This is a genomic window from Sphingobium indicum B90A (assembly GCF_000264945.2).
Taxonomy (GTDB): Bacteria; Pseudomonadota; Alphaproteobacteria; order Sphingomonadales; family Sphingomonadaceae; genus Sphingobium; species Sphingobium indicum.
This window is the reverse complement of record NZ_CP013070.1, coordinates 2347066-2370050: the sequence shown is the minus strand read 5'-3', so window position 1 is coordinate 2370050 and position 22985 is coordinate 2347066. Positions and strand designations below refer to the sequence as shown.

Genomic DNA, 22985 nt, shown 5'->3' with positions numbered 1-22985 from the left:
TAGCTTGAGCGCGCAATTCAGACCCGCGTCGCTGAGGGTTCTTTTTTCCGATGCACAACAACTGGGCCGATCACCGGACCTTGATCCAAGCACAATTACCAGTTGGTAGTCAAGCTGGATTCTGAGGAACCGGACCGAAAAGTGAGACTAAATGTCCAAGTCCCCTGGCCCGCTAATGCTGCCCCTTTGCGCGCGGCACGCAGCCGCGCGCTTTCACTTTCTAATGCTGTGTTTTCACAAATAATATCAATGAGTTCAAACACCCACGGACCAGCCTCCGTCAATCGGCAGATCCACGCCAGTAATATATTTCGCCTCGTCAGAGGCCAGAAAAAGCGCGCCGTTGGCAATGTCGATCGGGTCACCGAGCTTTCCCATGGGGATCTGGCTTGTCTGCTGCTTCAGCACGTCAGGGGGGACATTCGCCGTGATCGGCGTGTTCATTCCGCCGGGCACGATCGTATTCACCCGAACGCCGCGGTCCACAAACTCCAGCGCCGCCGCCTTGCTCATGATGCGCACGGCCGCTTTGGTGGCACAGTAGCTGGCATTGCCGGCGGTGGGAAACATGCCGATCAACGAACTGATGTTGATGATCGAGCCATTGCCCGACTTCACCAGCTCGGGGATTGCCGCCTTGATTCCGAGGAAGATAGCAGTCTGATTGACCGCCACCATCTTGTTCCAGCCTTCAATGCTCTCCTCCTCGAAGCCGCCAGGATGAATGATACCGGCAGTGTTGGATAGAGTCGTAAGCCCGCCAAAAGCCTCGACGGCAGCGGCAATCGCATTATTCCAGCTCGCCGCATCGGTAACATCCAACCGAATGAAGAGCGCATCGCCACCAGCAGCCCTGATTTCGGCTACGACGCCCTTGGCCATCTCTTCATTGAGGTCGCCGATTACGACCTTGGCGCCTTCTTCCGCGAAACGCTTCGCCTGAGCGGCGCCGAGCCCGCTCGCTCCACCCGTGATGAGCGCAACCTTGCCTGCGAGTCTGTTAGCCATTCTTCATCCTCCGAAAATGCTCAACTGCGCGAATTGACTTCGCTTCAGCCTTGACCACATCGCCAGTGGCCCCATGTGCCTGGCACCAGCCTGAAAGATCAGAGCATACTTACCACATGGTTACAAGCCTGCTTTGCGAGAGGACGAAATGCCCTCTTGTCCAGCCGGGGCGAAAGGCGCTGGTTCATACTCTATGTTCTACAATGGCTTCCTTTACAGCGTTCGCGGCCTGCAATCTCCGACTCGAAGTGAAAAAGCCTACGCAGATGGCGCATGCCCTCCTTTTATCGAATCGCTTGGATCATGCAGGGGTTAATGATAATTACCATGTGGTCATCATGCCCATGGGCCAGATAAGGACTGCAATATGAATTTCACGATGTCGCCCGCGGAAACCATGTGGCGTGATCGGGTCCGTAATTTCATGAACGATGTGGTTCGGCCCCATGATGAGACCTATGCCGCGCAGCAGGCTAGTGGAGAGCGGTGGAAGACTCTGCCGATAATCGAGGAATTGAAGGAGCGCGCGAAAGCGGACGGCATATGGAATCTTTTCATGCCGCCGCTGGCCGGCCACAATCCCGTCGACAGCAGCTTCGAGTTCGTCGCTCCGGGCCTTACCAATCTGGAATATGCCTCCTGCGCGGAAGAGATGGGCCGCATCGAATGGGCGTCCGAGGTGTTCAACTGCTCCGCGCCCGATACCGGCAACATGGAGGTCCTGCACCGCTATGGAACTCGCGAGCATAAGGAGCGCTGGCTCCGGCCGCTGATGGAGGGGAAGATTCGCTCGGTCTTTCTGATGACCGAGCCGCGAGTCGCATCCTCTGACGCCACCAATATCGAAACCTCCATCGTTTGTGACGGCGACCATTATGTGATCAACGGCCGCAAATGGTGGTCTTCGGGCATAGGCGATCCTCGATGCTCGGTCGGCATTCTCATGGGAAAGACCGATCCTGATGCCCCGCGCCATGCTCAGCAGAGCATGATCCTCCTGCCGCTCGACACGCCGGGGGTTAAGGTTCTGCGAATGCTTCCTGTGTTTGGCTATGACGATGCGCCTCATGGTCATGGCGAAGTCGAGCTGAAGGATGTTCGCGTTCCGGTCGAGAATATGCTGCTCGGCGAGGGGCGCGGCTTTGAAATTGCTCAGGGGCGATTGGGGCCAGGCCGAATCCATCACTGTATGCGCACGATTGGCTTGGCCGAGGAAATCTTGAAGAAAATGGTGGAGCGGCTCCTTTCGCGCACTGCCTTTGGGAAACGCCTAGCAGAGCATTCCATCTGGGAGCAGCGGATCGCCGAAGCACGGACGTCACTTGAAATGACCCGCCTCCTATGCCTCAAGGCCGCCGACGTGATGGACAAGCTTGGGGCCAAGGCAGCACAAGCGGAAATCGCGATGATCAAGGTGGCGGGGCCGCATATGGCGTTGAAGATCGCCGACGATGCGATCCAGGCGCATGGCGGCGCGGGCGTCGCCGACGACTTCGGCCTTGCGCGCGCCTATGCACATCTCCGCACAATGCGCCTGGTGGATGGGCCGGATGAGGTTCACAACCGCGCGATCGCTCGCCTCGAAATGCGCCGCTATCGTCAATAGTTGAATTGCCGACCCTGTTATTCGGTCGCAATGACCAGCTAACGGCCTGCCGGTCGCGTTCAGGCGAACGGCAGGCCAAGCGCATGACCGACGCAGCGCCCAGGCGCATACGTCGGTAGCTGGCAACCCAAGCCCTACCGCATCAGCACCAGTTCCTCGGCCATAGAGGGATGCAGTGCTACGGTATCGTCGAACTGGGCCTTGGTGAGCCTCGCCTTCACCGCGATCGCGGCGGCCTGCAGGATTTCAGGCGCGTCGGGGCCGATCATGTGGATGCCGACCACCACGTCGGTCTCAGGATGGACGACCAGCTTGTAGAGCGCGCGCTCGTGGCGGTCGGCGAGCACATTCTTCATCGCCCGGAAGTCGGAGGTGTAGACCTTGACCTCACCGAGCTTGTTGCGCGCCTCGGCCTCGGTCATGCCCACGCCCGCCATCGGCGGATGGCTGAATACGGCGGACGGGATGCAGCCATAATCGACCCGGCGGGGATTATTGCCGAACACAGTGTCGGCAAAGGCCTGGCCCTCGCGGATCGCGACCGGCGTCAGCTGCACCCGGTTGGTGACGTCGCCCACCGCATAGATGCTGGCGCAGCTCGAGCGGTTGTCGTCGTCCACCTTGATCGCGCCCTTGGCGTCGAGTGCGACGTCGGCCGTCTCCAGCCCGAGATTTTCGGTATGCGGGCGTCGGCCGGTGGCGAATAGCAGCATGTCGGCCGGGATCGGCTCATGGCCGGTCATGTGCACCAGCAGCGAGCCGTCCGGTTGCTTGTCGACCTTCTCGAAGGCGACGTGGAATTTGAACTCGATCCCCTTGGTCATCGAGATCTGGAGCAGCCGGTCGCGGATCTGCTCGTCATAGCCGCGCAGGATCACGTCGGTGCGGTTGACCAGCGTCACATGCGCACCAAACTGGTGGAAGATGCCGGCAAATTCATTGGCGATATAGCCCGCCCCTGCGATCACCACGCGCTTGGGGAAGGTATCGAGATGGAACACTTCATTCGAGGTGATGCCATGCTCGGCCCCCGGAAAATGGGGTACGATCGGCCAAGCGCCGGTTGCGATCAGGATTTTGCCGGCGGTGATCGTCTGGCCCGAGCCGAGCAGCACCTCATGCGGCCCGGCGACGGTCGCCCGCTCGCGGATGATCTCGACCTTATTGTTGCCGAGCGTCTCGGTGTAGAGACCTTCGAGCCGCGAGACCTCGGCGAGCACATTGTCGCGCAGCGCCGACCAGTCAAATTCGCAATCGGGCACCTTCCAGCCAAAGCGCCGTGCATCCTGCAGATCCTCGGCGAAATGCGAGCCATAGACGAGCAGCTTCTTGGGCACGCAGCCCCGGATCACGCAGGTGCCGCCCACCCGATGCTCCTCGGCGACCGCCACCCGCGCGCCATAGGCTGCCGAAACCCGCGCCGCGCGCACTCCGCCCGAGCCCGCCCCAATGACGAACAGATCATAGTCGTAGGTCAACATCCAATAATCCCAACCAAGTAAGTGTTGTTTTTCTACAGCTAGAGGGCGCGCGCATCGAGTCGTCCGCCTCCATCCCCGAGCAGACCGCCGACTCCCATGCCGGCGATCACATCGCTATCCACGCCGAACCCAGCGAAGAGCCGCTCCAATATCAGATCAACTCCATTACGCAGGGGGCTACGTGCACAACCCGGCAACCCAATGACAGCCCGCCTGCGCAACCAACCGAGGCACAGGAGATTGCCGGGATCGACCGGCATTCCCACCCGCTCCACGCGCCCGCCCGCTTGTCGAATGGCCGCGGGGACCACATCTTCGCGGTCGGCCGTCGCCGATGCCGCCATGATCAGCACAAGATCCGCCTCCGAAGAGTCCGCGAGCAAATTGGTTAGAGCCGCTTCATCATGATCGCAGATCCACACATGATTCAAATGTCCGCCAAGCCTCTCGACTCGCTGCCTTATAACGGTTTCGGTCTTGGCGAGAAGCTTGAGGCTTACGCTGCCTAGACTGGTTTGCACGAGATTGACCGAGAGGGGCCCGAATGCAGCTATACGGACCTTGCAACCATCCGCGACTTGCCCCGCTGAGACAAGTTCGGCTCGGGGCACCGCATAGGGAATTATCTTGACGGTGCCTACCACGTCGCCCGCGCGCACCGGCGTCATCGGCGCGACGGCGGCGAATGTGATCGCCTCCGTTGCCCGATTGAGCTTGCCTATGCCGTCGGGTGCATAAACGAGAAGGCCGTTCGTCTCGGCGATCAGATCAGCCCGCCCATGGACGGGAGGTTCGGCGCGGACATGATCTCCGGCCAGCCTCTGCGCAATCGCCATCGCGACATCATTTTCACCAATATCGTCCGTATCGAGCCGAGCAACGGTGAGCGCTTCCAATCCCGCATGCCGGACCGCCGCCAGATCATCGCAATCGAGCACGCGCCCTTTTGGCAAGCGGCGTCCCGGAATCGAGAGGCTATGGGCCAGGATCGCACCCTCGGCCTCTTCCAGCGATACCCGTCCAAACCTCACTTCGAGCTCCGCAAGACTGTCGTCATCTCGGCCAGGATGGAAACGGCGATCTCGGCTGGTCCCGCCGCACCGATTGGGAGCCCTGCCGGCCCATGGATGCGGGCGAGCTCCTTATCCGTGAAGCCGGCGGCGCCGAGCCGCTCGAGCCGGGCAGCATGTGTTTTTCGTGATCCCAATGCGCCGATATAGAAGGCCGGCGAGTTCAGAGCGCGCGCCAGCGCCGGATCATCAAGCTTTGGATCATGCGTCAAACTGACTACCGCGGAGCCGCCGTCCGGGCGCCAACGATCAAGCGCTTCGTCGGGCCAATTCTCGTCTACAGGTTGATCAAATCGGGCAGCCGCCGCGAACATGCCGCGCGGATCGATAACGGTTGTCTCATAGCCCGCAAGGCGCGCCATCGGGACGAGCAGCTGGGCGATATGAACCGCCCCCACGATCGCGAGACGACGGCGCGGAGGATAGAGATTGAAGAACCATTCCTTCAGAGGGGCCGCATTCTCGCGGGTCGCACCGCTTGTCAGATCCGTCGCCAGACCCAGCGGCAAACCCTGCGCCCGTGCATCAACGATACGCTCGATCAGCGCAGGCGGAAAATGTGCCCCATCGACGGTCTGTAACAGGATGGAGATTCGGCCGCCGCAAGCAAGTCCCACCTCCCAGGCCTGCGCGTCAGCCACGCCATAATCCAGGCGACGAAAGCCGCCCCCTGCCGCAATCAATTCGAGAGCCTGAACGATGACGTCGCCTTCGACACAACCGCCGCTGACGGAGCCTTCGAAAATTCCGTCGTCGCGGATCACCAGATGGGATCCCGCCCGCCGAGGCGCCGACCCCCAGGTCTCGATCACTGTGGCAAGCGCGACATGACGGCCCGCCGCAAGCCATAGCGCCGCGGCATCTATCACGACATCCAGGTCATCCGCTGCCTCAGCCATGATCCCATTCTGATCCAAAAAATGCTGAACTTAAAGGATTACGGCCGGAGCGTCCGAAAAATCGGATGCTCCGGCCGTATCCATTCAATGCACCACCGGCTTCATGCCGGCAGAGGAGGGGAGATCCCAGGCCAATCTCGACAGACCAACCCAAGATCCTCCGATCAGCTTTAGAAACGGAAGCTGGTCTTTACTCCGTAGGTGCGTGGCATGGCCGCATACCGAACCGCCGTATCGTACAGGAACGCTACGTTGTTCCAGTAATATTCGTTGGTCAGATTCTTCACCCAGAACTGGACCTGCCATGCATTGTCCGCATCCTGAAGTGCAATGCGAGCATCAACGGTGGTAAACGGCTTGATGTAGGTTACCGCCTTCGTCACCGCATCATGACCGATCGCAGCCTGCGTGCTGCTGTTATAGGTCAGGCTGGCACCCAAATTCACTGCCAGGCTGGCGCCAAGCGGAACGGTATAGTCGGCGTTTGCACTCGCATTCCATTTCGGAGCGAATGGCACCCGGTCGCCGGCAAAGTCAGTAAATACCCCGTCGGAATTCAGACCGGAGTATTTTTTGATCTTCGCGTCGACATAGGTCACCGCGCCACTGAGGTTGAGGCCATCGACCGGCCGCCATACGATGGCCAGCTCACCGCCCTTGACGGTGGACTTAGGCACGTTGTCGAGTGCGAACACGGTGCCGAAAGGCGGCTGATCGAAGAAGCCCCTCAGCTGCTTGTTGCGGTAGTCATAGTAGAAGCCAGCACCGGTGAGCAGCACCGAGCGGTCGAACAGCTCCTGCTTGAAACCCGCTTCGTAGGTAATGACCGATTCCTGAACGACCGGACGATATTGACTGACAGTCGCCGCCCCAATCGTTGGGAAGCTGCCTGCCTTATAGCCCTTGGTCACGTTCGCGTAAAATAGCGAACCAGCCACCGGCTTGAAGTCGACGCCAACCTTCCAGGACAGATTATCCTCATTGAGGTTGGTATCGCCGAGGATGCTCTCAAAGGCATCCGGCCGTTGCCCATTCTCTACACCGATAAGTGGATTGCCGTTGGCATCCGTCAGCGGGTCGATCGCACTGGTGCAGTCACCCGGCTGCAGGGGGGTCGATGCTCCCAGGCCCACCAGGGATCTGGCGAACGTGTGGAGAATGTCGAACAGCCTGCGCTGGGCGTCGTCGCCATGTATCGGGTCGAAATTATTATCAAAGGTACAGCCGACGAAATGGCGCTTGCTGTTCGTATAGCGAAGGCCACCCTTCACCGTGATGGTGTCTGTCACATCGAAATCGACGTTTCCAAAGAACGCATAATTTTCGATCGTCTGCCGGCTGAAATCCGATCCTCTGGAAAATGGCACCGGCAGCAAAGTGCTCGTCCCGTCTATCTGAGAGAAATTCGAGACGATGCTATCTCCATAGGAAGCCTTGCTTAGCTCATAGACTTTGCTGTGCTGATAATTAGCACCGACGGTGACCCGCATGCGCGATGCGGCGTCGTTCGACAGGCGCAATTCCTGGTTGAAGTCACGAATATATCCGTCGTTGGCGACATAATCATAGTCTTGCACCGCAGTGCCGTCATCCGCCGCCCGGCTATTACGCTTATAGTCCGAATAAGAAGTGATCGAGGTCAGGGTCAGATTATCGGTCACGTCATAGTCGGTACGCAGCGCGGCATTATACATTCTGTCGTCACGGAAAGGTTCAGCATCCGCGGACCAATGCCGGCTGAAATCCGATCCTCTGGAAAATGGCACCGGCAGCAAAGTGCTCGTCCCGTCTATCTGAGAGAAATTCGAGACGATGCTATCTCCATAGGAAGCCTTGCTTAGCTCATAGACTTTGCTGTGCTGATAATTAGCACCGACGGTGACCCGCATGCGCGATGCGGCGTCGTTCGACAGGCGCAATTCCTGGTTGAAGTCACGAATATATCCGTCGTTGGCGACATAATCATAGTCTTGCACCGCAGTGCCGTCATCCGCCGCCCGGCTATTACGCTTATAGTCCGAATAAGAAGTGATCGAGGTCAGGGTCAGATTATCGGTCACGTCATAGTCGGTACGCAGCGCGGCATTATACATTCTGTCGTCACGGAAAGGTTCAGCATCCGCGGACCAATCGGCGGCGCGCGCCTTGCGCGGCGCATATGGCGTCACCAATGTACCCGTTTCGAAATTATAAAGCTGAGGGCTCAAAAATTGCTCCTGCCCCGCCGTGGCAGGACGCAGGAAGATGTACTGCCCGATCTGCGGCTCGCTGCCGTCATGCCAACCACTCAGGCTGGCCATGAAACTGAGTCTATCGGTGGGCTTCCAGTCTAGAGTGATACGGCCAGCGAATTCCCGCCGCTTCCCGAACTCGTCACCTGGACGAGAGAAGTAATTTTTCTGCCACGATCCCGCATAAGTGCTGCGGCCAGCGAGCCGTATATTGAGCGTATCGGTCACAGGTCCACTGATGAAAGCTTCGCCTTCAACCGTGCTAAATCGTCCATAGCCAAGGCTGAACCCGCTCGTCAGAGTGTCGGTCGGCTTGTTGGCGATGTAGTTGATCGCGCCGCCGGTGGAATTCTGGCCGAACAGAATGCCCTGCGGACCTTTCAGTACCTCAACACGCTCCATGTCCAAACCGACCCCGATGCCGGGCAGCGCGGAGAAGCTGAGAGGCGCCTGGTCGACATAAACGCTAACCGCAGGCGATGCCGCCAGAGCGGTATCGAAATAGCCGACGCCACGCAGCGTGAACACCGGGGTGCCGAATGCCGACCGCGCATAGGTCAGACCCGGGACGGCCTTGGTCAAATCCTGGACGCTGCTGATACCCTGCTTGACGAGCTGATCGCCACTGACCGCCGCAATCGTGAGGCCGACCTTGTTGATCGATTCAGCGCGCTTGCTGGCGGTGACGATGATCTCGCCGGCACCCAGACTTTCACTCTGCGGCGCTTCGGCGGCTGCGGATTGGGCAGCAGGCTGCTCCGCCGGAGCCTCGCTCTGGGCGAATGCGGGCGAACAGAAGCAAAGAAGCGCGACGCCCGATGCGTATAAGTTAATGCCGTGCCGTTTCGTTGTGCTTTCTGGTCTGACAATCATAACCATCCCTCCCTAGATATGACCGAAGTATCGTTTCGCGTTCTTAAACATTTTTTCTTCGGTCGCGTTGAAAAACTATCCGTGTCTCCTGCCCACTTCACTCCGGTGTCAGGACAATTATTTCGTTTCTATTCGGCAGACTGCCGCTCCAACAGCAGCATCATCACCTTCAGAAACCAATATTTCAATGAGAGTTCCATCGCACGGGGCTTCCACCTCGGACGTCACCTTTTCGGTTTCCACCTCATAAAGGATGTCACCGAGAGCAAAGTCTGCGCCCAGCTGTACGTGCCAGCGAGCGATCGTGCCTTCTTCCATGTTCATGCCAAACATCGGCAACTTAAGCGACATCTTCATGCAACGTCTCCATCGCGTACAGCCGCGCGGATCGCAGCCTCAACCATAGCCTCATCAGGGATCACCGCATTTTCGAGATGGGGCGCGAACGGGATCGCCACATCCTGCACGGTGTCCCGGCGCACGGGACCACGCAACGAAGCAAAACCCTGTTCGGCGACGATAGCGGCAATTTCACTTGCGGCGCTGCATGTAGCACGCGCCTCATCGAGGATTACTAGGCGCCCGGTCTTGCGAACCGAGGCCAGGATCAGCTCCTTATCGAGCGGGAAGAGCGTCATCGGATCGACAACTTCGACCTCGATCCCCTCTTCGGACAATGTCGCCGCTGCGCGCATTGCATGACGCACCATCACACCGATCGCGACCACCGTGACATCGCGACCCTCGCGCTTCACCGATCCCTTGCCGAGCGGCACGACATGATCGCCATCGGGCACTTCTCCTTGCTCGCCGCCGCGGCGGGTGGGCAGCAGGAAGAGGACCGGATTATCCTCACGGATGCTGGCCTTCATCAAACCCTTGGCGTCGGCTGGCGTGCTGGGGATCACGACCTTGATGCCGCCAAGGTTCATAACGCCTGGATAGGGTGCATCGGAATGCTGGGCGCCAGATGAGCGGCCGGCACCTGTAGATGCCAGGTAAACGAGCGGCAGCTTGAGCTGGCCCGCCGTCATATAGCGAAGCTTGGCGGCCTGGTTCGCGATGGAGTCAAAGCCGGTATAAAGGAAGTTGCCATACATCATGTGGCAGATCGGGCGATAGCCGGCCGCTGCCATCCCAACCGCCATACCGGTCATGACAACCTCGGAGATTGGCGTGTTGATCACCCGCTTGCCCCCGAACTTGTCGAAGAGGCCGCGTGTATCGCCGAACAAGCCGATCCTGACATCCTCGCCATAGAGGATCACACGATCGTCGCGCTCCATTTCTTCATGAAGCGCTTCGTTGACAGCATGGATGAGGCGCCGCTTAGCCATTGGCGAACATATCCTCAAAAGCACGGGAGACAGGGGGAAGAGGATCATTCAAAGCATCGGTGATGGCGCTTTCGGTAACGCCCTCGACCCTGGCCCGGATAGCGGCCACGTCCTTTTCCAGATCCTCGGAGACGAGAAATTCTTCCAGCCGGCTAATCGGATCGCGCTGCTTCCAGCTCTCGACTTCTTCCTGGGTGCGATAAGGCGCTGCAAGGAAGCTTTCTTCGGATTCGACATGAGTCCGCCAGCGATAGGTACGAGCCTCGATGAGCGTGGCCCCTTCGCCTGAGCGCGCCCGCGCAACCGCCTCGCCAACGACCCGCCATACGGCGTGGACGTCATTGCCGTCGACCAGCGCGCCGGGCATGCCAAACGGTTCGGCGCGGCGCCAGATATCGCCAGCGTTCACCGTCTCATAAGGGGAGAATTGAGAAAATCCGTTATTCTCGCAGACCAGCAACAGTGGAAGCTTCCACAGGGCGGCGATGTTCAGCGCCTCGGAAATGACGCCCTGGCTGGACGCACCGTCACCGAAAAACACCACGGCAACCCGGCCCTCGCCGTCAAGCTGCGCGCCGAGTGCCGCACCGACCGCGAGCCCTACGCCACCGCCGACAATGCCGTTGGCGCCCAATATGCCCTTCGAGACGTCGGCAACATGCATCGAGCCGCCCTTGCCGTGGCAAATGCCGGTCTCTTTGCCCATGAGCTCCGCCGCCATAGCGCGCGGATCTCCGCCCTTCGCCAGGAAGTGACCGTGCCCGCGATGAGTGCTGGCAACCCAGTCGCTGTCGTCAAGATGTGCGCAGACGCCGGTGGCCACCGCTTCCTGGCCAATATAAAGATGCACATTGCCAGGAAGTTCGCCGGCTTTCCCGAGGTCACCAAGCCGCTCCTCCATCCTGCGGATAAGCAGCATGCGCTCAAAAAGCTGTAATGACCGTTGAAGGTCCGGACCATTCATAAGGACGCCTCCGTGGGCTGAGCCTGCGCAACCAGGCGATCACGCAGGATATTCTTCTGGACTTTGCCCGAAGCCGTGCGCGGAAACGCGTCGACCATCTCCACGCGCTCCGGCCATTTCTGTCGCGCTAGCCCTTGCTCCCCGAGGAAGCTGCCAATGTCGGCGACGGAAACGGGCGCATCCGCAATCACATAGGCGCAGACCCCTTCACCCAGCCTTTCATGCGGCATCGCCACCACTGCGACGTCGGTGATTGCAGGATAGCGATGCAGCGCATCTTCGATTTCCTGAGGGCTGATATTCTCGCCCCCGCGCACGATAACATCCTTTTTACGGCCGCTCACCGCCAGGAAATCGCCAAATTCGATCCGTCCGAGATCACCCGTGCGGAAGAAGCCGTCCTGATCGAACGCATCGTCCGTCAGCGCTTGATCGGTATAGCCCAGCATCACCTCCGGGCCGCGAACAAGGATCTCTCCTTCCGCCCCCTCGCCCAGCAACGCTCCCGTCGCTTCGTCGATGATCCGCACTTCATTGTTGACGATGCGCCCGTCCGTGGTCGCGCCAAGCTCAAGCTCTTCGACGCCCCGGACACCCAGCGTGACCGTTGGCGCCTCGCTGCTTCCGAAGGCGCGCGATATGGCGCACCCCGGGATCGCCTGCGCCGCCCGGCGCACAAGTTCCGGCGCAACCGGCGCCCCGCCGCAGATAAACAAACGCATCGTGGGGAGCAGAGCCCCGGCCGACACGACCGTATCCGTAAGTTCCCTGAGGAAGGGAGTTGCGCCAACGCTCATCGTTACGCCGTGCCGCTTGATCAGCTCGACCGCCTCAGAGGCGTCCCATCGCTCCATCAACACCGCGGCACAGCCGGTGACGAAACCCATTTCGAGCGCGTAAAGATAGCCGGTTATATGCGTAACCGGCGAGGGCATCAGCACCACATCGCTCGCACCAAGGCCCCAATAGTCCCGAGCGGCAAGGAGCTCGGCCATTAAGCTATTGTGGCTGTGCAGAACGCCCTTGGGATGGCTTGTCGTGCCCGATGTATAGAGCAGCAGCTTGACGGCATTGGGATCGGGATGGCCGCTTGCCACGTCAGGCGCGTTTGAAGCGAGAAGCTCCTCATAACCAAGACAGCCCTCCGCCTCACCCCGGACGGTAACGATGGTGGCAAGATCGGGAAGGCCCGCCTGAAGCGCGCGCGCCATATTGACATAATCGAAGCCACGGAAGCTCGTCGGCACGAACAGAATCTTAGCACGGCCGTCGCGCAGGATGTAGCCGACCTCCGCCTCGCGATAGATTGGGATGATGGGATTGCAGACAAAGCCGCCGATACAACAAGCCAGGTTGATTACCGCGGTTTCGAGCCAGTTGGGAAGCTGGAAGCTTACCACATCGCCCGGAACTAGGCCACGCGTGGCAAGTACCGCAGCAATCTTTCTTGCCTTGGTAACAAGATTACCCAGATAAAGCGAGCGATCGCCCTCAATAAATGCGAGCATGTCAGGCTTTTCGATCACCAGACGCGCAGCGATATCGGCGATCGACTCATTCCGCCATGCGCCTGAAGCTGTGTAGTTGTCGATCATCGCGTCGTTCAGACGGGTGATCCAACCGCTCACGTCCTTTCGCACGTCTATCCCCTCACTCGCGAAACACACCGACCACGAGCTTTCCCGATTCGTCTTCCGTACATGGGAAACTAGCCTGCCAACCCGCTCACGCAGGCCCCTGGCAGCATCCGATCCATCCGTTCAGCATTTCCGGCCGGATGGCCCCAACTTGCACGGCGCTTATCGTCTCTGCGTCTGTTTGAAACTTTAGGTTACCGTTTGGGCATTTGTCAATAGCCCTATGCGCCACAAACATCGCCAAAAAGAAGCTACGTAACGACCAATTCCCAACTCCTGCCCGCCGGCCACAATGCTGCAAGCGCACATGCAACAACTCACAGAGTAAGGACCTCTTCCAGCGGCGGCGCGTATTCAGCGCGCACCGCCGTCAGCTGGAGCGAAGCATCCGCCTATGCACTTGACCAGCCGGTCATTTTTTAGCATTCACGACCATTGGCATCGGCGCCAAGGCGCTTGGTTATGAAAGAAGGGAATGAGGTGACGACCCCGCGTAAGAAAACGCAGACCGACACTCCGCGGTTGCCGCGCGCCGAACGCGAGCGGCTTATCGTGGAAGGCGCCGTGCAATTCTTCGCGGAAGTAGGGTTTGGTGGTGACACACGCGAGCTAGCGAAGCGGCTGAACATCACGCACCCTTTGTTATTTCGCTATTTTGCCAGCAAGAACGCACTGATTGAACGCGTGTATCAGGAAGTATTCATCGGCCGGTGGAATCCATACTGGGAAATTGTAATCAGCAACCGCAATGTTCCGTTGCGAGAGCGGCTGGTAAATGTATACCAGGCGCTCGCCCAGACAGTGCTTAATTATGACTGGGTCCGCCTATTCATGTTCGCAGGTCTTAAGGGATCCGACATAAACGGTCGCTGGTATTCTTTCATGCAAGAACATCTCGTCAGGCCGGTTTGCGCCGAATTTCGTCACGATCTTGGCCTGCCTACGATTGAAGAGATGCCTCTCACACAGAACGAATCCGAACTCGTGCTTGGCGTCAATTCGCGCATCTTTTATCTCGGCGTCCGGAAATTCATATATGGGGTCGACACGCCTGAAAACGTCGATGCCTGGGTAGAGATGGAAATTATTCTGTTTCTGGATGGGGTCGTCAACATTTATCCCGGGCTGGTGGCTCCTCCCCAGCGCCGCGTCCGCAAGCCACGACTGGCCAGGGCCACCAAAAAAAGGCCTTCTCCCCTTGATGTAGCGTCGATAGGCTGAACCCGGCAAAACTTCCTGCTTTCAAATAAGTTAACGGCACGGCCTCGGCCCCATTGGGCCGAGGCCCATGCATATCGGGTGCCAAGCTCTGGAGGCGCAGAGAAGCTATCTTGACACGTTACCAGTTGGTCACTTAGTTAGGGCAATGATAGCGATGAGGATGGGCGCCACGGCGCGACCGTCCGGCCGCGGCTCTAATTAAGCGAGGGAGGGCAAGGGTAATGGTGCAGAGGCTCGACGTAGAGTTCCAGTCCGAAGGTGATACTGTTCGGGGTTGGCTCTACACACCCGACGAAGGCGGGCGTCGGCCCACTGTCGTGCTCGCTGGCGGCTGGTGCTATGTGCGTGAGGTCACGATGCCGACCTATGCGCAGAAGTTCGCTGAAAATGGCTTTAACGCGCTCATCATCGACTATCGCAACCTCGGGGTCAGTGGCGGCGACAATCGCCAGCATCTGGATCCCTGGGCGCAGATCCGGGATTATCAGAACGCCATCAGCTTCCTCGAGCGCCACCCTGCGGTCGACCCCGACAAGATCGGGGCCTGGGGCATTTCCTATTCCGGCGGCCATGTCATCATCCTTGCAGCGATCGACGAGCGGGTGAAAACGGTCATCAGCCATGTTCCCGTTATCGACGGATATGAGAATATGCGTCGTATCCATGGCGTAAACGGCTGGCGCCAACTTCTGAAGCTGATCGCCGATGATCGCGCGCTACGTTATGAAAAGCCCGGTGAGCAACTCTATTTGCCGCACGCCACCATTGATTACGTCAATGACATTCCTTGCTGGCCGGTGCCGGAAGCGGAAATTGTCTTTAACGAGATCAAGAAAAATGACGCGCCGCTCTATCAGAACAAGAGCACTGTCGAATCGGTCGAATTGCTCCTAAATTACAATGTGAACAGCTTTGTTGGTCGCGTCATCAACACACCTGTCATGATGGTGGTTGCCGAAGGGGACGATATTACCCTATGGGATCTTGAAATCGATACGTTCAATGCCATTCCTTGCCCCCGCAAGGAACTTGTGGTGTTGCCGCACACGACCCACATAACGCTCTATTCCGACAAGGCGAGAGGCATGATGGCCGCCGAGGCGGGACTGAGGTGGCTCAACGAGACGCTCCGCTAAGGCGAACGCTTTTCACGGCCGCCTGCGGGGTAGCCAAAGAGATATCCTCTGCGGAAAACAGGACCGGTGATCATGTCCGAAGTATATCCTCTCCAGGACCGTATCGCATTGGTGACCGGCGCATCGAGCGGTCTTGGGCGCCATTTCGGACTGCTGCTCGCGGCGAACGGCGCACATGTCGCCCTCGCGGCGCGCAGCATCGACCGGGTCGCGGACACGGCAAAGGCGATTACCGACCAAGGCGGCAAAGCACTTGCCGTAGCGCTCGATGTTACCGATCGGGCCAGCGTTGATGCGGCCGTCGCACGGATCGAGGACGAGCTCGGCCCGATCCAGATCCTTGTCAACAATGCCGGCGTCGCGGCGACCGCGCCTTTTCTCGATATGACGGAACAAGATTGGGCACAGGTTCTCGATACCAACCTGACCGGCGTCTGGCGCGTCGGCCAGGCCGTTGCCCGCCGCATGGCCCCTCTTGGGCGAGGCAGCATTATCAACATAAGCTCAATGGCTCTGTTGCAAAGATTGGCGGCAGTCAGAGGTAGGCTGTCGCTCTGCGCCGATCAGGCGGCTGCTGCGAAATGGTGGTTGAGCATGCCCATGGCCTCCGTCAGCGCCGAGGGCCCAATGCCAAAAGCTCTCTCCACAAGGCGCACCTCGCCCCTGATGCCGGGCTGCAGGCACCAGGGGCGAGCCTGTCCTTTGCGCAGGGCTCGCATGACTTCGAATCCCTTGATCGTGGCATAGGCCGTGGGGATCGATTTGAAACCGCGCACCGGCTTGATCAGTATCTTGAGCTTTCCGTGATCGGCCTCGATCACGTTATTGAGATACTTCACCTGCCGGTGGGCCGTCTCCCGGTCCAGCTTTCCTTCGCGCTTCAATTCGGTGATCGCTGCACCATAGCTCGGCGCTTTGTCGGTATTGAGCGTGGCAGGCTTTTCCCAGTGCTTCAGGCCTCGCAGGGCCTTGCCCAGGAACCGCTTCGCTGCCTTGGCGCTGCGGGTCGGCGACAGGTAGAAATCGATCGTGTCGCCCCGCTTGTCGACTGCCCGGTACAGGTAGGTCCACTTGCCCCGCACCTTGACGTAGGTTTCATCCAGGCGCCAGCTCGGATCAAAGCCACGCCGCCAGAACCAGCGCAGCCGCTTCTCCATCTCCGGGGCGTAGCACTGGACCCAGCGATAGATCGTCGTATGGTCGACCGAAATGCCGCGTTCCGCCAGCATTTCCTCAAGGTCGCGATAGCTGATCGGATAGCGACAATACCAGCGCACCGCCCACAGGATCACATCACCCTGGAAATGGCGCCACTTGAAATCCGTCATCGTTCCGTCCGTCCAATCTCCGCCAAGCATGCTCAAGCTTCACGATTTTTGCAACAGAGCCGGCGGACATTCCGCCGGCCCTCAAACCGCACTGGATTTCCATCGGTCAGGCAAGACCCTCTTGCGCCAGGGCGGCACTGATCGACGGACGGGCCCTCATCCGTTCCGCGAAGGCATCCAGATTCGGAAGCGGGTCGAGCTTGCCTTCGAGGATCGGGCGACGCGCCCAAAAGACGAAGACGAAAAGATAGGGGTCGCACAGGCTGAACTTGTCGCCCAGCACATAAGGCCCCTTGCCGAGGCGTTCGTCCAGCAGGGCAAGCACGCTTTTCAGGCTGTTCAGCCCCGTGGCGGCGACATCCTTCTGGCCCTCCGCGGTTTCTGCGAGGCGACCGGGCCGGAAGATCGGGCGGAAGGCGACATGGACGGTGCTGGACAGCAGCGCGAGCCATTCCAGGGCCCGGGCGCGGGCAAGGCCTTCCGTGGGCAGCAAGGCCTTTTCGGGCACGAGTTCCGCGATATGGTTGAGGATGGCGATATTTTCGGTCAGGACATCATCGCCGATCTGGAGCGCGGGCACCCGCGCCCACGGGTTTTTCTGACGATAGGCGTCTGAAAACTGGGCGTTTTGCGTCAGGTCGATCAGCTCCGCCTCATAAGGAAGGCCGGCTTCCTCCAATGCGGCATGGGACGCCAATGAGCATGAACCTGGATTGTAGTAGAGCTTCAACATGTCCCTGCAATTCTCCTGCGGACTGGGCAAAAAATGGCTTAATGCATATGTTCGGCACCGGAGCGTCGCCCCGAACGGAAGCAATCATCCGCCCGGTCGGAAAACGCTCCGAAACGACAGGCCGGAGCATTCCATCCGATGCGATCAGGCCGAAATGTTCAAAAATCCATCGGCTTCGAAAACCTTTCTGGCACGTTCCTCAATCCGATCCGCAAGTGACCTGCGAAGCGGCATGCCGTTCGAGACTTTTCTCAGCGTGTTATAGCTGAAGCCGAATGTTTCGAATATCTCCTCATTATTTCTCATCGTCGACAATGATGTGATCCGATCGGCGATCGAGGGATCCAAACAGCGCATTCCATTAGGCATTCGATCTTCCCCTACTGACGAATTCCAGCCGGTGCACGGTCGCAACTTGCCTGCCCGCGCAGTTCATCGGGCCATTCCCGCCGTTCCGGAAAACAGGCGGCGGGGTTTCCCCCTGGACCATGTTGCGCATGGGCCGGACACGCAGCGAGCGGGCCAGCGGACGTCGAGGCCGGGAGCGGATTGCGACGGACGCGCCGCGCATTGCCCGGAGATCGAAGCATAGGAATATCCTCTCCATGCGCTGTTATGGATCAGCGCCTGTCTTATCCGGCACGTCGGTGATTATTATGCTTATCGGGCCGTCCGGAAAGGATCGCAGCTTTCGCCTGCGGAGGAAATTGCTGCAAATGAATTAGGAATATTCGCGATACGGATTTGATCGAAACGGGGCCAACTGCCCACAAATCGTCATGGGGATTGAGCGACCGCGCTTTGAAAGCAGCCATCGCATGCTATGGTCGCCTTGAGCATTTCCCGGCAGGCGGAATATCCGCCGACCGGAAAGCCCGCTAAAACAGGAAGCCGGAGCAGCCGGGCCGACGCCGTCGGACCGGACGCCGCTTCGGCTTCGCATCGCCAGGAATTGGAAGCGAACATGTCTCGAGACAATGCCATCGTCATGCGATACGACAATCCCGACATTCCGTCCGGCCGCGACATCGTATATCTTCACGGCCGCGGCAGCACCGAAAGGGAAGCGGGGTTCGCGCTGCCCCTTTTCGGCCGCGCGAATGTTCGCTCCTATCGCGGGCCGCTTCCCCAGGGGCCGGGGTTCGCCTGGTTCGAAAATGCCGGGATCGGCGTCGCCCTGCCCTCCAGCCTGTCGGGCGAAACGTCGAAGGTCGGCGACTGGATCGCCGCAGATACCGGCCGCCAACGGCCCTGGCTATGCGGTTTCAGCAACGGCGCCGCGATGGCCGCCAGTCTTCTGCTCAGCAATCCGGGGGCCTATAGCGGCCTCATCATGATCGGCGGCTGCTTCGCGGTGGAGGACGGCGACCTGCCGGACAACGGCCTGCTCGACAAGCCGGTCCTCTTCTGCCGGGGCCAATTCGACGATGTGATCCCGCGCCACAAGTTCGAGCAGGCGGAAGCCTATCTCTCCGGCCCCAGCGGCGCGCGGGCGACTTTCATCCCTTATGAAGGCGGGCATGAACTGCCGTTGCCGATCAAGGCGGCGGTGCAGGGCTGGCTCGGCGCGGAAAGCCGCTGAATTTCGCCCCGTCCTTGGCCTTGGCCGAACGGGAGCGCCGGATGATCGAGAACCGGCCGCATCCGGAAATGATCGGATGCGGCCGGCACTGTTCCAGGATCAGGCCTTGGCTTATGCGGTGATCGGCGGAAGCCCCTCCACCGCGCGGCTCAGAAGCTGCACGATGCCCTCCTCCGTGATCGGACGGGGGTTGGGATAGGGGTTGGCGACCGCCAGCGCGGCGGCCTTCGCGATGCCGTCCTTGGGCATGCCGAGCTTCGCCAGCGACATTTCCGCGCCCAGGCCCACCGCCAGTTCGTACAGCTTGGTCGCGGGGTCGCCGCCGCCCAGTGCGCGGCTGGCCCGTTCCATCGCCTCCGGCACCGACGGCGCATTATAAGCGATCGCGTGGGGCAGCACGGCGGTGTGGGTCTGCGCATGCGGCATGTCGAAGGTGCCGCCCAGCGTGTGGCAGAGCTTGTGGTGCAGCGCGACGCTCGCCGCGCCCAGGACGCTGCCGGCGAGCCAGCAGCCATAGAGCGCGTCGCCCCGCGCCTTCGCATCGGTGGGATCGGCCTTGATCAGCGGCAGGCTCCTGGCGAGCGCCCTGATGCTTTCCTCCGCCATCAAGGAGACGATGGGATTGCCGTCGAAGGCATAAAGCCCCTCCATCGCATGGGCGATGGCGTTGAGGCCGCTTGCGATCGACATTTCGGCGGGCAGCGACAGGGTGAGATCGGGGTCGTAAACGACCACCTTGGGCAGCACCTTCTTGTCGCGACCCGTGGTCTTGATCCCATCTTCGGTCAGGCCCCAGATCGGGGTGACTTCCGAACCCGCATAGGTGGTCGGAACGACGAGCGAAGGCAGGTCGAGCCGAAGCGAGAGCGCCTTGGCCAGCCCGACGGTGGACCCGCCGCCGATGGCGACCGTGCAATCGGCGTCAAGTTCCCTGGCGACGGCAGCCGCCGCGTCGACCGTCGCGACCGGGACGTGCATGACCGCCTTGCTGAACAGGCCCACGGCCTTGTCGCCCAGGGTGGCGGCAAGCTCCTGCGCGCTGCCGGCCTGCTCCGGCGTCGAAAGCACCAGCGCGCGGCTGCCGACATGCGAAAGCTCGTCAGCCACCCGCCGCACCGAACCCGCGCCGAAAATGACCCTATAGGGTAGGGGATCATAAACGAATTGCATCACGCTTCCTCTCTATCTCATTAGAATTGGCGAATATCCAGGGCAGAGGATCTTTGCCTGCTGCCAGCGCTTCGCCATGAGCCAAGTCGACCGATAAAAGGGGAAATCGGGCAGACGCACAAGGGGCCAGGCCCGCCCATGCCGGTGCGGGAACCGCCCGCCCCCTGTTCGGCAGGGCTGTCGCAACGACCGGAACGGGCCGGTCCGGACATGAAGAAAATTCCCGCAAGCATATGTATTTTATAGTGTTTTTCCTTTTCCCGACCCGCCCCATCCTTGGCTCGCCGGCCGCATGGCTCGCCTTCCGGCGGGGCGCGGCGCGGCACTTATTCATAGAGCGAATTGCGAATATCCGGATTCGAAGCGCCATCGCCCTCTGCCGCGCCGCCGGCGAATTCGGGCAAGGACGGGCCTTCGCCCTCCTCCGAAAGGCCGCGCATGCGGGACAGAATTCCGCGCAGCCAGCGATTGCCGGGATCGTCATGGAATCTCTCATGCCAATATTGCTTCACGGTGAAGCCTGGAAGGGCGACGGGCGGCTTGAGAATGCGGACGCTCTTGGTGTTCAGCAAGCCGGTAAGGCGGGAGGGCGTGGTCAGGATCAGTTCCGACTGCTCGGCTATATGGGCGCTCAGGAGGAAGCTCTCCGCCATGACGGTGATGTTCGATGGACCCACGATCTTGCGAAGCAGCTTTTCCACATCCTCATGGATGTGGCCAAGGTGGCGGCCGTCGACCAGGACGTGCCGGGCGGCCTTAAACCTGTTCATGGTCAGGCGCCCGGCGGGCAGATAGCTTCGCGGCACGACGCAGACATATTCCTCCGGGAAAAGCGTCTGTTCGACGACGCCGGCATAGAGCGCCGGGAAACTGCCGATCGCGATGTCGACCTCGCCGGTCTCGAGCCGGGCGATCAGCTTTTCCCCTCCCAGGGGAATGGCCTTGAACCGCACGCCCGGCGCCAGATCGCGCACCCATTGCAGGACGCGGGGAAGGACGAGCAGATGCCCGACGTCCGAAGCCGCGATGTGGAAATCGCGGTTCGAAGTCGCGGGATCGAATGTCGGCTCGCCGCTCAGGCGGGAATGATAGAGTTCCAATGTCTGCGACACGGCGGGCGCGGCGGTGATGGCCAGGGACGTGGGCTCCAGGCCCCGGCTGGTCCGCACGAAAAGCTGGTTCCCGAAATGCTCCCTGAGCTGTTTGAGATGACGGCTGAGCGTGGGCTGCGGCATATCCAGCATCTCCGCCGCCACCCCCACGCTTTTCGCCCGCATCAGGGCCTGAAACACAGTCAAATGCATGAAGGAAATCATTGCGCCATTTCCGGTTTCCGAATGAGAAAGCACCGGAAACCCTGCTATTGCGTAAAGCGCTGCATGGCCAGGAACATTCGCTTTTCGAATGCCGGATATTCGTGAACCCGCGTGGAGTAAACGGCTTTGGAGTGCTATTTCAATGGAGGTCCCGCTCCTCGCCGCCAGGCGAAAAGCAGAGGCGCGATTTTCGGACTATATTTTGATCTTGGAGAGTGATCGTGGATACGAACCATATCACCAGCCTGCATCATATCACCATCTGCACCGGCACAGCCCAGGGCGACATCGACTTTTTCGTGAAGGTCTTGGGCCAGCGCTTCGTGAAGCGGACCCTGTTCTATGATGGCAGCATTCCCATCTATCACCTTTACTTCGCGGACGAACTGGGCACGCCCGGCACCGTCATGACGACCTTCCCCACCCGTCGCACGGGCCTGAAGGGCCGCAAGGGTTCCAACCAGTTCACCGTCTGCACCTATTCGATCCCCAAGGGGTCGCTGGAATGGTGGATCGGCCACCTCAACAAGCATGGCATCGAGACCAGCGCGCCGGGCACCCGCTTCGGTCAGCGCTTCGTGAGCTTCCAGCATCCCGACTGCGGCATCGAATTCGAGGTGCTGGAGGACGAGACCGACACGCGGGCGCCCTATGATTCGCCCTATGTGCCGCTCGAATATGCCCAGCGCGGTTTCCATAGCTGGACGGCCTCCGTGCGCGAGCTGGAGGACATGGACTTCTTCATGGAGAATTGCTGGAATTTCGAGAAGATCGGCGAGGAAGGCAATCGTCACCGCTACCGCGTGAAGGGTTCGACGGAAGCAGGCACGATCATCGACCTGCTTCATGAACCCGACGTGCGCCAGGGTAGCTGGACGATCGCGGAAGGCATCATCCACCACGGCGCCTTCGCCGTGCCCGACATGGACGTCCAGGCCCGGATCAAGTTCGACACCGAGGGCGTCGGCTTCACCGACTTCTCGGACCGCAAGAACCGCGGCTATTTCGAATCCACCTATGTCCGTACCCCGGGCGGCGTGATGTTCGAAGCGACCCACAGCCTGGGCTTCACCCATGACGAGGACGAAAACACCCTCGGCATGGACCTGAAGGTTTCGCCGCAGTTCGACGACAAGAAGCACCTCATCCAGCAGGCGATGGAAGACGATCCGATCGTCGTCTGATCGCTGACGCAGGAAAGAAAGGGAGGCCCGGCAAATGTCGGGCCTCTTTTTTTGCGTCCTGGAACCTTGAAGTCCTGGGAAAGGAGAGGACGGCTATTGCCGGAATGTCCTTGCAGCATCGAGCAATAACTCGCCGAGCAGGAACCGAGCGAAGTCGAAGGCCCATATCGAAGCATCAGTCCTTCGATACGCCTCTTCGACAGGCCCTA

At 60.0% G+C, this 22985-nt stretch carries 18 protein-coding genes and 1 pseudogene; 6 read left to right on the top strand and 13 right to left on the bottom strand.

Annotated elements, in window-relative coordinates:
- Nucleotides 1–255: 255 nt before the first annotated feature.
- Nucleotides 256–1008, bottom strand: a complete 753-nt coding sequence (gene linX / locus SIDU_RS11540; RefSeq protein ID WP_007682029.1) for a 2,5-dichloro-2,5-cyclohexadiene-1,4-diol dehydrogenase LinX — start codon at nucleotides 1006–1008, stop codon at nucleotides 256–258.
- Between the two features lie 367 nt (nucleotides 1009–1375).
- Here linX and SIDU_RS11535 point away from each other — a divergent pair, with 367 nt between their 5' ends.
- Nucleotides 1376–2614, top strand: coding sequence for an acyl-CoA dehydrogenase family protein (locus SIDU_RS11535; protein ID WP_007682027.1), 1239 nt, complete (start codon nucleotides 1376–1378; stop codon nucleotides 2612–2614).
- 134 nt (nucleotides 2615–2748) lie between these two features.
- On the opposite strand, the gene gorA is transcribed toward SIDU_RS11535, so the two are convergent.
- The 8 genes from gorA to SIDU_RS11490 form a co-directional block, all read right to left on the bottom strand.
- Nucleotides 2749–4095 carry a glutathione-disulfide reductase gene (gene gorA, locus SIDU_RS11530; protein ID WP_007682024.1) on the bottom strand — a complete coding sequence of 449 codons (1347 nt, stop codon included), beginning with the start codon at nucleotides 4093–4095 and terminating at the stop codon, nucleotides 2749–2751.
- A gap of 38 nt (nucleotides 4096–4133) precedes the next feature.
- Nucleotides 4134–5126: a molybdopterin-binding protein gene (locus SIDU_RS11525; protein WP_007682023.1), complete on the bottom strand. Its 993-nt coding sequence runs from the start codon at nucleotides 5124–5126 to the stop codon at nucleotides 4134–4136.
- Nucleotides 5123–6064, bottom strand: a complete 942-nt coding sequence (locus tag SIDU_RS11520) for an XdhC family protein (RefSeq protein ID WP_007682022.1) — start codon at nucleotides 6062–6064, stop codon at nucleotides 5123–5125. Before SIDU_RS11520 ends, SIDU_RS11525 begins: the two co-directional genes overlap by 4 nt.
- Nucleotides 6065–6234: 170 nt before the next feature.
- Complete coding sequence (locus tag SIDU_RS19065; RefSeq protein ID WP_158514628.1) at nucleotides 6235–9168, bottom strand: TonB-dependent receptor; 2934 nt, start codon at nucleotides 9166–9168, stop codon at nucleotides 6235–6237.
- A gap of 117 nt (nucleotides 9169–9285) precedes the next feature.
- Complete coding sequence (locus SIDU_RS11505; RefSeq protein WP_007682525.1) at nucleotides 9286–9525, bottom strand: lipoyl domain-containing protein; 240 nt, start codon at nucleotides 9523–9525, stop codon at nucleotides 9286–9288.
- Entirely contained in the window at nucleotides 9522–10505 is a 984-nt protein-coding gene (locus SIDU_RS11500) for an alpha-ketoacid dehydrogenase subunit beta (protein ID WP_020818090.1), read from the bottom strand. Before SIDU_RS11500 ends, SIDU_RS11505 begins: the two co-directional genes overlap by 4 nt.
- On the bottom strand, nucleotides 10498–11469 hold the full coding sequence (locus tag SIDU_RS11495) for a thiamine pyrophosphate-dependent dehydrogenase E1 component subunit alpha (protein WP_021244803.1): 972 nt from the start codon (nucleotides 11467–11469) through the stop codon (nucleotides 10498–10500). Before SIDU_RS11495 ends, SIDU_RS11500 begins: the two co-directional genes overlap by 8 nt.
- Nucleotides 11466–13109, bottom strand: a complete 1644-nt coding sequence (locus SIDU_RS11490; protein WP_007686272.1) for an AMP-binding protein — start codon at nucleotides 13107–13109, stop codon at nucleotides 11466–11468. Before SIDU_RS11490 ends, SIDU_RS11495 begins: the two co-directional genes overlap by 4 nt.
- 459 nt (nucleotides 13110–13568) lie before the next feature.
- Between SIDU_RS11490 and SIDU_RS11485 the strand changes: the two genes are divergently transcribed.
- From SIDU_RS11485 to SIDU_RS11475, 3 genes and pseudogenes are all read left to right on the top strand, one after another.
- Nucleotides 13569–14327, top strand: coding sequence for a TetR/AcrR family transcriptional regulator (locus tag SIDU_RS11485; RefSeq protein WP_007686274.1), 759 nt, complete (start codon nucleotides 13569–13571; stop codon nucleotides 14325–14327).
- Nucleotides 14328–14548: 221 nt separating this feature from the next.
- A complete protein-coding gene (locus tag SIDU_RS11480) occupies nucleotides 14549–15463 on the top strand; it encodes an alpha/beta hydrolase (protein WP_013040178.1) in 915 nt (304 codons plus the stop codon).
- A 72-nt stretch (nucleotides 15464–15535) separates the two neighbouring features.
- A pseudogene (locus SIDU_RS11475) lies at nucleotides 15536–15931 on the top strand (SDR family NAD(P)-dependent oxidoreductase); the annotation flags it as partial.
- A gap of 95 nt (nucleotides 15932–16026) precedes the next feature.
- Here SIDU_RS11475 and SIDU_RS11470 read toward each other — a convergent pair.
- Nucleotides 16027–16791, bottom strand: a complete 765-nt coding sequence (locus SIDU_RS11470; protein ID WP_001389365.1) for an IS6-like element IS6100 family transposase — start codon at nucleotides 16789–16791, stop codon at nucleotides 16027–16029.
- Nucleotides 16792–16897: 106 nt separating this feature from the next.
- The gene (locus SIDU_RS11465) at nucleotides 16898–17524 is read right to left on the bottom strand and encodes a glutathione S-transferase family protein (RefSeq protein WP_007687865.1); all 627 of its coding nucleotides are present in this window, start codon (nucleotides 17522–17524) and stop codon (nucleotides 16898–16900) included.
- 964 nt (nucleotides 17525–18488) lie between these two features.
- Here SIDU_RS11465 and SIDU_RS11455 point away from each other — a divergent pair.
- Nucleotides 18489–19106 (top strand): alpha/beta hydrolase, encoded by a 618-nt coding sequence (locus SIDU_RS11455; RefSeq protein ID WP_013054035.1) that lies wholly within the window; start codon nucleotides 18489–18491, stop codon nucleotides 19104–19106.
- A 111-nt stretch (nucleotides 19107–19217) separates the two neighbouring features.
- Here SIDU_RS11455 and SIDU_RS11450 read toward each other — a convergent pair whose 3' ends face one another.
- Both SIDU_RS11450 and SIDU_RS11445 read right to left on the bottom strand, forming a co-directional pair.
- Nucleotides 19218–20276, bottom strand: coding sequence for a maleylacetate reductase (locus tag SIDU_RS11450; RefSeq protein WP_007687859.1), 1059 nt, complete (start codon nucleotides 20274–20276; stop codon nucleotides 19218–19220).
- 326 nt (nucleotides 20277–20602) lie between these two features.
- A complete protein-coding gene (locus tag SIDU_RS11445) occupies nucleotides 20603–21580 on the bottom strand; it encodes a LysR family transcriptional regulator (protein ID WP_233431819.1) in 978 nt (325 codons plus the stop codon).
- A gap of 233 nt (nucleotides 21581–21813) precedes the next feature.
- Here SIDU_RS11445 and SIDU_RS11440 point away from each other — a divergent pair, with 233 nt between their 5' ends.
- Nucleotides 21814–22776 carry a ring-cleaving dioxygenase gene (locus SIDU_RS11440; protein WP_020820199.1) on the top strand — a complete coding sequence of 321 codons (963 nt, stop codon included), beginning with the start codon at nucleotides 21814–21816 and terminating at the stop codon, nucleotides 22774–22776.
- The last annotated feature ends 209 nt before the right edge of the window (nucleotides 22777–22985 follow it).

Coding starts and splice junctions, on each gene's coding strand:
- linX (WP_007682029.1), bottom strand. CDS start 1,008: ATGGCTAACAGACTCGCAGGCAAGGTTGCGCTCATCACGGGTGGAGCG.
- SIDU_RS11535 (WP_007682027.1), top strand. CDS start 1,376: ATGAATTTCACGATGTCGCCCGCGGAAACCATGTGGCGTGATCGGGTC.
- gorA (WP_007682024.1), bottom strand. CDS start 4,095: ATGTTGACCTACGACTATGATCTGTTCGTCATTGGGGCGGGCTCGGGC.
- SIDU_RS11520 (WP_007682022.1), bottom strand. CDS start 6,064: ATGGCTGAGGCAGCGGATGACCTGGATGTCGTGATAGATGCCGCGGCG.
- SIDU_RS19065 (WP_158514628.1), bottom strand. CDS start 9,168: ATGATTGTCAGACCAGAAAGCACAACGAAACGGCACGGCATTAACTTA.
- SIDU_RS11505 (WP_007682525.1), bottom strand. CDS start 9,525: ATGAAGATGTCGCTTAAGTTGCCGATGTTTGGCATGAACATGGAAGAA.
- SIDU_RS11500 (WP_020818090.1), bottom strand. CDS start 10,505: ATGGCTAAGCGGCGCCTCATCCATGCTGTCAACGAAGCGCTTCATGAA.
- SIDU_RS11495 (WP_021244803.1), bottom strand. CDS start 11,469: ATGAATGGTCCGGACCTTCAACGGTCATTACAGCTTTTTGAGCGCATG.
- SIDU_RS11485 (WP_007686274.1), top strand. CDS start 13,569: ATGAAAGAAGGGAATGAGGTGACGACCCCGCGTAAGAAAACGCAGACC.
- SIDU_RS11480 (WP_013040178.1), top strand. CDS start 14,549: ATGGTGCAGAGGCTCGACGTAGAGTTCCAGTCCGAAGGTGATACTGTT.
- SIDU_RS11470 (WP_001389365.1), bottom strand. CDS start 16,791: ATGACGGATTTCAAGTGGCGCCATTTCCAGGGTGATGTGATCCTGTGG.
- SIDU_RS11465 (WP_007687865.1), bottom strand. CDS start 17,524: ATGTTGAAGCTCTACTACAATCCAGGTTCATGCTCATTGGCGTCCCAT.
- SIDU_RS11455 (WP_013054035.1), top strand. CDS start 18,489: ATGTCTCGAGACAATGCCATCGTCATGCGATACGACAATCCCGACATT.
- SIDU_RS11450 (WP_007687859.1), bottom strand. CDS start 20,276: ATGCAATTCGTTTATGATCCCCTACCCTATAGGGTCATTTTCGGCGCG.
- SIDU_RS11445 (WP_233431819.1), bottom strand. CDS start 21,580: ATGCATTTGACTGTGTTTCAGGCCCTGATGCGGGCGAAAAGCGTGGGG.